Below are 8,750 nucleotides of genomic sequence, written 5' to 3' on the forward strand. Positions count from 1 at the left end.
GTTGCCACGAACTCAGACCTGAATTCGGGGCACCCCCTCACCCGAGTGAGTATGCCGTTGATGGCTGCGATGCCCTCTCCCACAAGGGGAGAGGGCGCAATCATTGGCACCGTAGGAGCGCTATTGCCGCGTTAGCTCACCGCCACCGCTCGCGCATCCTCGCGCCCAGGTCGATCCGTGGCCCCGCGCTCGCAACCGCCACCCCCGCTTGCACCCTCGGCCAGCTCACACGCTCGAACAAATGCACCAGGGCTTCCGGAATGAACCGCGTGCGCGAGGCGTAGACATGACGATCGCCGCGCACCGGCTGGCCATGCACGAAGAAGCGCTGCGGCACCAGGAGATGCAGATCATCCTTGGCGCGGGTCATCGCGACATAGAGCAGCCGGCGCTCCTCCTCCAGCTCGGCGCTGGAGCCGGCGCCGAGATCGGACGGCATGCAGCCGTCGACGACGTTGAGCACATGCACCGCATTCCATTCCATGCCCTTGGCGGAATGGATGGTGGAGAGGATCAGATAGTCCTCGTCGAGCAGCGGCACGCCGGCCAGGTCGGAGGTGGCGTCGGGCGGGTCGAGCGTCAGCTCGGTGAGGAAGCGCTCGCGCGAGGGATAGCCGCTGGCGATCTGTTCGAGCTGCAGCAGATCGGCGCTGCGCACCTCGGCATCCTCATGCACGCGCTCGAGATGCGGCTGATACCACTGCCTGACGCGCTCGATATCGGCGGGCCAGTCCGACACCCGCAACTGCTCCAGCGTACGCACGAACGTGGTCCAGTCCTCGCCCGCCCGCGCCGGCGCCGGCTGTGCGCACAACGTACGAAGCGGATCGGCGCTCTCGCCGGCGGCATCGAGCAACCGCTGGGCGGAGGTCGGGCCGATGCCCGGAATCAGGTGCAGCACGCGGAAGCCGGCGATGCGGTCGCGCGGATTCTCGATGAAGCGCAGGCAGGCCAGCATGTCCTTGACATGCGCGGCATCGAGAAACTTCAGCCCGCCGAACTTCACGAACGGAATGTTGCGGCGGGTCAGCTCGACCTCGAGTGGCCCGCTATGCGAGGAGGTCCGGAACAGCACCGCCTGCTGCTTCAGCAAGATGCCTTCCTCGCGCTTGGCCAGCACCTGCTCGACGATGTAGCGGGCCTGCTCGGCCTCGTCGCGCACCGTCACGAGCTGCGGCTTGCGCGACGCAATGCGGTCGGTCCACAGATTCTTGGTGAAGCGCTCGCGCGCCAGCCCGATCACGGCATTGGCGGCGGACAGGATCGGCTGGGTCGAGCGGTAGTTGCGGTCGAGCGTGACGATGTCGGCGCGCGGGCTGAATTGATCTGGGAATTCCAGGATGTTGCGCACGGTCGCGGCGCGGAACGCGTAGATCGACTGCGCATCGTCGCCGACGACGGTGAGGCCCGCGCCGGTTGGCTTGAGCCCGAGCAGGATCTGCGACTGCAGCCGGTTCGTGTCCTGATACTCGTCGACCAGCACATGGTCGAACCGCTCGCCGATCTCGCGGGCGATGGTCTCGTCCGCTATCATTTGCGCCCAGTAGAGCAGCAGGTCGTCGTAGTCGAGCACCGCATTGGCCTGCTTGGCGTCGACGTAAGCCGCGAACAGCCCTTTCAGCTCGCCCGCCCATTCCGCGCACCAGGGAAAGTGGCGCACCAGCGCCTCGTCGAGCGGCATGTCGGCATTGACGCAGCGCGAGTAGATTGCAAGGCAGGTCCCTTTGGTGGGGAAGCGCTTCTGCGTGCTGGACAGGCCGCGCTCGTGCCGTACCAAATTCATCAGGTCGGCGGAATCCTCGCGATCATGGATCGTGAACACGGGATCGAGGCCGATGCGCTCGGCATACTCGCGCAGCATTCGCGCACCAAGTCCGTGAAACGTGCCGGCCCAGGTGAGCCCTGCGGTGATCGCCTCCGCCTGGCTGCCCAGCACCTTGCGCGCGATGCGCTCGACGCGCCGGCTCATCTCGCTGGCCGCGCGGCGCGAGAATGTCATCAGCAGGATGCGGCGCGGATCGGCGCCGTTGACGAGGAGATGCGCGACGCGATGCGCCAGCGTGTTGGTCTTGCCCGAGCCGGCGCCTGCGATGATCAGCAGCGGCGGTCCCGGTGCGGCACAAGCGCCGCCATGCTCGACGGCGCGGCGCTGCTCCGGATTGAGATCGTCGAGATATGTCGCGGCCGTTGCCTGCACGAATCGCCCCTCTGTTCGCAAGAATCAGCGATTTGCGCCATGCGCGCAACGACATGGCCCGCTTGCGACAGCGTTTTACATGATTCGCAACCGGTCTTTTTTGCCACGGTTGCCCACAGAGCGTCAGCCAGCCGCTTGCGCTGGGGCGTGCGGACTCCTATCCAATCAGCCCCGTCACGAATCTCGGAAGAACACCGTGTCGAATTTTGCCTCCATCATCGCTGCTGAGCTCTCCGTTCGGGATGCCCAGGTCCAGGCCGCGATCGACCTGCTCGACGGCGGCGCGACCGTTCCGTTCATCGCGCGCTACCGCAAGGAAGCGACGGGCATGCTGGACGACACGCAGCTACGCACGCTCGAAGAGCGCCTGCGCTATCTGCGCGAGATGGATGCGCGCCGCACCGCGATCATCGAGAGTATCAAGTCGCAGGGCAAGATGACGCCGGAGATCGAGCTGGCGCTGGCGACCGCCGACACCAAGGCGCGGCTGGAAGACATCTACCTGCCGTTCAAGGAGAAGCGCCGCACCAAGGCGCAGATCGCCAAGGAAGCCGGGCTGGAGCCGCTCGCCGACATGCTGATCGGCGATCCCATGAAGAGCCCCGAGGACGAGGCCAAGGCCTTCATCAAGAAGGACGGCGACAATCCGGTCAAGGACGTCAAGGCTGCGCTCGACGGCGCGCGCGCGATCCTGGTCGAGCGCTTCGCCGAGCATGCCGACCTCGTCGGCTCGCTGCGCGAGGAGATGTGGACCCGCGGCGCCGTCAAGTCGTCGGTGCGCCACGGCAAGAAGACGGAAGGAGCGAAGTTCGCCGACTATTTCGATTTCTCCGAGCCGTTCACCAAGCTGCCCTCGCACCGCATCCTGGCGATGCTGCGGGGCGAGAAGGAAGAGGTGCTGCAGCTCGATTTCGGCGATGGCGAGCCGGAGGACTCCAAGGATCCGTCGCTGTATGAGAACCGCATCGCGGTGACCTTCGGCATCTCGCGCCAGGGCCGCCCCGCCGATCAGTTCCTGTCCGACACCGTGCGCTGGGCCTGGCGCACCCGCATCAAGACCTCGCTGGCACTCGATATCCGCATGCGCCTCTGGCAAGAGGCGGAGAAGGAAGCCGTGCGCGTGTTCGCCGCGAATTTGCGCGATCTCCTGCTCGCAGCGCCTGCCGGCGGCCGCGCCACGCTCGGCCTCGATCCGGGCTTCCGCACCGGCGTCAAGGTCGCGGTCATCGACCGCACCGGCAAGTTCGTCGACCACGCGACGATCTATCCGCACGAGCCGCAGCGGCAGTGGAACGAGAGCATGCTCACGCTCGCGCAGCTCTGCATCAAGCACCGCATCGAGCTGGTCGCGATCGGCAACGGCACGGCGTCGCGCGAGACCGAGAAGCTGGTCACCGACCTGATGAAGCTGAAGCCGGACCTCAAGCTCACCAAGGCGATCGTGTCGGAAGCCGGCGCGTCGGTCTATTCGGCCTCGGAATTCGCTGCCAAGGAATTCCCCAATCTCGACGTGTCGATCCGCGGCGCGGTGTCGATCGCGCGCCGCCTGCAGGATCCGCTCGGCGAGCTCGTCAAGGTGCCGCCGGCCTCGATCGGCGTCGGCCAGTATCAGCACGATCTCAATCAGTATGAGCTGGCGCGCGCGCTCGATGCCACCGTCGAGGACTGCGTGAACGCGGTCGGCGTCGATCTAAACACCGCCTCGGCGCCGCTCTTGGCGCGCGTGTCGGGCATCGGCGAGACGCTGGCCCAGAACATCGTCGCGCATCGCGATGCCAACGGGCCGTTCCCGACGCGCGACAAGCTCAAGGACGTGCCGCGGCTGGGGCCGAAGGCGTTCGAGCAGTGCGCCGGCTTCCTGCGCATCCGCGACGGCGACAATCCGCTCGACGCCTCCGGCGTGCATCCGGAAGCCTATCCGGTCGTGAAGAAGATCCTCGAGGCGACCAAGAGCGACATCAAGGTGCTGATCGGTGAGACCAAGACGCTGAAGGCGCTCAACCCGGCGAAGTTCGCCGACGAGCGCTTCGGTGTGCCGACCGTCACCGACATCATCAAGGAGCTGGAGAAGCCCGGTCGCGACCCGCGCCCCGAGTTCAAGACCGCGACCTTCCAGGAAGGCGTCGAGAAGATCACCGACCTCAAGCCCGGCATGATCCTGGAGGCGACCGTCACCAACGTCGCCGCCTTCGGCGCCTTCGCTGACATCGGCGTGCATCAGGACGGCCTGATCCACATCTCGGCGATGTCAGAGAAGCGCATCAACGATCCGCGCGAGGTGGTGAAGCCGGGCCAGGTCGTGAAGGTCAAGGTGCTCGACGTCGACGTGCCGCGCCAGCGCATCTCGCTGACCTTGCGGCTGTCCGATCCGCTGCCCGCCAAGGGCGAGAAGCGCACCAGCGCGCGGCCGCCGGCGGCGGCGCGCATGACCACGCGCGAGGAGAAGCCGTCGGGCGGCGGCGCGTTCGCGGCGGCGCTGGCGAAGGCCCAGGAGCGTCGCAAGGGCGCCTGAGGCGCCCACAGGAGGAGGCATGGCAGGCCGCATCGCGATCATCGCAGGATCAACCGGCCTCGTCGGCCGGGAGCTGCTGCGCGGCCTGCTGGCCGACCCCGGCGTCGACCACGTTCACTGCGTCGGCCGCCGCGCGCCGCCGCAGGTCTCGCCGAAATTGACGAGCCATGTCGTGGACTTCACCGCGCTGCCGCCGCTGCCGGCGGCCGACGAGCTTTATCTCGCGCTCGGCACGACCATCAAGGTTGCCGGCAGCCAGGCCGCCTTCCGCGCCATCGACCATGACGCGAACCTCGCTGTCGCCAAGGCGGCGCTCGCGAGCGGCGCCAGGCGGGTGGGCCTCGTCAGCGCCATGGGCGCCGATGCCGCGTCGCGCATTTTCTACAGCCGCGTGAAGGGCGAGCTCGAGCGGGACCTCTCCGCGCTGCCCTTCGAAGGTCTCGTGATCGCGCGGCCTTCGCTCCTGGCTGGAGCCCGCGCCGAGCTTGGCCAGCCGACCCGTCCCGGCGAGGAATGGGGCAGTGCGCTGAGCCGCATCTTCGGCTTCCTGATCCCCGCGAACTACAAACCGATCGAGGCGGCCGATGTCGCCGCCGCGCTGTTGTCCGCGGTGCCCTCCGCGACGGGCCGGACGATCCTCCTGTCGGGCGCGATGCGCCGTTGATCCGCCGTACCCTTGCGGGCGCGGGCAATCGTCCTACTTATGAAAAATCGAAGTCGGGCAGCGTGAGGATCGCTCGTGCACGGCGCCGTGCATTTGGCTCGCGTCGATGCGGACGAAATGGATCACCGTGTTAGTACGGCAACCGTAGTTCCACGGCGTAGCTGGCAGGGGGGGAATCAAGTTTTCCTTAATCCGAAGCATGTGTCATTCGCAGCTAGCTAACCAATGGCTTCACGGCCCGGTCGTCGCCGAAGCATTCCAGGACATCCATGATGCTGCGTAGCCTCACCGCTCGTTCCCTTTCGCTCGGCACCGCCCTTGCCCTCATTTTTGGCTTCGCCACCGCCGGCCTCGGCGCCGCTCTCGTCGGCGAGACCAAACAGGTCACGCTGCAGCAGAAGGCGCCCTCGAGCATTGACACGTTGAAGGCGCTGTATCGGCGTCCGTCGACGATCCCGTTCCCGAAGGACAATCCCTACACGCCGGAAAAGGCGGCGCTCGGCAAGAAGCTGTATTTCGACACCCGTCTGTCGGTGTCGATGGCGCAGTCCTGCGGCAGCTGCCACAGTCCGAGCTTCGGCTGGGGCGATGGCCTTGCCGTCGGCGTCGGCAATGGCATGAACAAGCTCGGCCGCCACTCCCCGACCGTCGTGAATGCGGCCTGGGGCGAGATCTTCATGTGGGACGGCCGGCTGGCCAACCTGGAGGAGCAGGCGCTCGGCCCGATCCAGGCCGCCGGCGAGATGAACATGCCGCTTGATCATCTCATGCAGCGTCTCGGCACCATTCCAGAATACAAGCCGCTGTTCGAAGCCGCCTTTCCCAAGGACGGCATGACACCGAAGACGCTCGCGAAGGCGATCGCGACCTACGAGCGCACCGTGGTCTCGGACCGCGCGCCGTTCGACGCCTGGATCGACGGCGACGAGAAGGCGATCTCCGAGGACGCCAAGCGCGGCTTCGCGCTGTTCAACGGCAAGGCCCAGTGCATGACCTGTCACGAGGGCTGGAATTTCACCAATGACGGCTTCCAGGATATCGGCCTGCCGAGCAAGGACATCGGCCGCGGCGAATACGCCCCCGGCGTCATCAAGATGCAGCACGCCTTCAAGACGCCGGGCCTGCGCGAAATCAGCCGCCGCGCGCCGTTCATGCACGACGGCTCCCTGGCAACCCTGGAGCAGGTCGTCGACCACTATGACAGCGGCGGCGTCGATCGGCCGAGCCGTTCCGACCTGATGCGTCCGCTCGGGCTGACCGCTGCCGAAAAGTCTGATCTCGTTGCGTTCCTGAAAACCCTCACCAGCAATCTCACGCCGACGGCCGCGCCCGTGCTGCCGCGCTAACGATGGAAATCACCATGTCCCGAGCCCGAAGCCTTCTCGCCGTCGCAATTCTCGCCGGCCTGTCCACCGGCGCGCTGGCCGCCACGCAGGTCATCCATCAGCAGGGCCGGGCGTTCTCGGAGGAGAGCGTCACCGTGAAGAAGGGCGATGCGCTCACCTTCCTGAATGACGACACGATCCCGCACAACATCATGTCGACCAGCAAGGGCAACGAGTTCAATCTCGGCTCCCAGCAGCCGGGCGCCTCCACCGACGTGACTTTCAAGGAGGCCGGCGACGTGGCCGTGATCTGCGCGATCCATCCGCGCATGAAAATGACCGTCAAGGTCGTCGACTAGATTCTGGAGCATTGACACATGTCGATCCGTCTGAGGATCCTCGCGGTCCTGAGCATCATGCTTGCGCTCGCCGGCGGTCTGGCGCTTTACGGACTGCGGGGCATCAGCTCAGCGGGTGACCTCGTGGTCCGTCTCTACGACGGACCACTGATGGCGATCAATCACGCGCGCTCGGTTCATTCGGAGCTCAACGCCGCGCTGCTGGTCCTCAGCCGGGCCGAGACGGTCGGCACCTCGAAGCAATCCGCCGAGAGGTTCGAGAAGCTCGTCAAGGCGATGTCAGAGGATCTCGACATCGTCCGCGAACGCGTGCAGTCGAGCAGCGTCGATGCCGCGCGCGAGCAGGCAAGCAAGAAGCTGCGTGACTGGTCGGATGCGGCGCTCAGGATACTCAAGCCGGCGCCCGAAGGCGTCACCGAGATTCCGACCGCCTTTCTGCTAAGCAACCTCGGCCGCGACGCCCTTGCCGCCGTGGACGACCTGGTCGAGCTGGTGGCGGCCTATGGCTACGAATACCGCATTCAGGCCGAAGCCCATGTCGCGGACTCGCGCATGATGATGATGGCCGCCTCGGGCGCCACGCTTGTGCTCGGCATCCTGCTCGCGCTGGGCTTCGCCTACTCGCTCAGCCGGCCGATCATCTCGCTCGAAAAGGCGATGATCCAGCTCGCCGACGGCCATTTCGACGTTGTGCTTCCTGGCGTCCGGCGCAAGGACGAAATCGGCCACGTGGCGCGCGCGGTCGAACGCTTCAAGCTGCTCGCCGCCGAGCGCGCGCAACAGGAAGCGGCAGCGAAGATCGAGCAGGACCAGCGCATCGCCGAGCAGCGCAAGGCGGACATGCGCCGTCTGGCCGATACGTTCGAGCAAGCCATCGGTGAAATCGTCAGGACGGTCTCGGCGACCTCCGATGCGGTCGAGTCCTCGGCCACGGCGCTGACCGGTACGGCCAGTCGCGGGCGTCAACTGGCCGAGGTGGTGGCCGGTGCATCCCAGCAGGCATCGACGAACGTGCACTCGGTGGCGTCGGCGACTGAGGAGCTGTCGTCCTCTGTCAACGAGATCAGCCGCCAGGTCCTGGAGTCGGCGCGGATGGCGGGGGAGGCGGTCGATCAGGCGCGGACCACGACCGATCGCGTGGGCGAGCTGTCGAAGGCGGCCAATCGCATCGGCGACGTGGTCGAATTGATCAACGCGATCGCCGGTCAGACCAATCTCCTGGCGCTCAATGCGACGATCGAGGCGGCGCGTGCCGGCGAGGCGGGACGGGGCTTTGCGGTCGTCGCCTCGGAGGTGAAGGCGCTCGCCGAGCAGACGGCGAAGGCAACCGGCGAAATCGGCCAGCAGGTCGCAGGCATCCAGGCGGCGACCCAGGAGTCGGTGAGCGCGATCAGCCAGATCAGCTCGACGATCGAGCGGCTGTCCGAGGTGTCCTCGGCCATCGCCTCGGCGGTCGAGGAGCAGGGCGCAGCGACCCAGGAGATCTCGCGCAACATCCAGCACGCGGCGCACGGCACACAGGAGGTGTCGACCAACATTACCGACGTCAGGCGTGGGGCCGCCGACACCGGCGAGGCCTCCTCCAGCCTGCTGTCCGCGGCGCAGTCGCTGGCCAATGACAGCAAGCGGCTTCGCACCGAGGTCGACAGGTTCCTGGCGACCGTTCGCGCGGCTTGATCGCTGGTGGACACGT

At 66.5% G+C, this 8,750-nt stretch carries 6 protein-coding genes; 5 read left to right on the plus strand and 1 reads right to left on the minus strand.

Going from position 1 to position 8,750, the window contains the following annotated elements:
* Nucleotides 1-136 precede the first annotated feature (136 nt).
* Complete coding sequence (locus tag BRAS3809_RS26185; RefSeq protein WP_008965029.1) at nucleotides 137-2,197, minus strand: ATP-dependent helicase; 2,061 nt, start codon at nucleotides 2,195-2,197, stop codon at nucleotides 137-139.
* Between the two features lie 196 nt (nucleotides 2,198-2,393).
* Here BRAS3809_RS26185 and BRAS3809_RS26190 point away from each other — a divergent pair, with 196 nt between their 5' ends.
* From BRAS3809_RS26190 to BRAS3809_RS26210, 5 genes are all read left to right on the plus strand, one after another.
* A complete protein-coding gene (locus BRAS3809_RS26190; protein WP_008965030.1) occupies nucleotides 2,394-4,709 on the plus strand; it encodes a Tex family protein in 2,316 nt (771 codons plus the stop codon).
* A 19-nt stretch (nucleotides 4,710-4,728) separates the two neighbouring features.
* Nucleotides 4,729-5,373 carry a Rossmann-fold NAD(P)-binding domain-containing protein gene (locus BRAS3809_RS26195; protein ID WP_008965031.1) on the plus strand — a complete coding sequence of 215 codons (645 nt, stop codon included), beginning with the start codon at nucleotides 4,729-4,731 and terminating at the stop codon, nucleotides 5,371-5,373.
* A gap of 269 nt (nucleotides 5,374-5,642) precedes the next feature.
* Nucleotides 5,643-6,719, plus strand: coding sequence for a cytochrome-c peroxidase (locus BRAS3809_RS26200; protein WP_035658721.1), 1,077 nt, complete (start codon nucleotides 5,643-5,645; stop codon nucleotides 6,717-6,719).
* Nucleotides 6,720-6,733: 14 nt separating this feature from the next.
* On the plus strand, nucleotides 6,734-7,057 hold the full coding sequence (locus tag BRAS3809_RS26205; RefSeq protein ID WP_008965034.1) for a plastocyanin/azurin family copper-binding protein: 324 nt from the start codon (nucleotides 6,734-6,736) through the stop codon (nucleotides 7,055-7,057).
* Between the two features lie 18 nt (nucleotides 7,058-7,075).
* On the plus strand, nucleotides 7,076-8,734 hold the full coding sequence (locus BRAS3809_RS26210) for a methyl-accepting chemotaxis protein (protein WP_008965035.1): 1,659 nt from the start codon (nucleotides 7,076-7,078) through the stop codon (nucleotides 8,732-8,734).
* The last annotated feature ends 16 nt before the right edge of the window (nucleotides 8,735-8,750 follow it).

Source organism: Bradyrhizobium sp. STM 3809 (assembly GCF_000239795.1).
Taxonomy (GTDB): Bacteria; Pseudomonadota; Alphaproteobacteria; order Rhizobiales; family Xanthobacteraceae; genus Bradyrhizobium.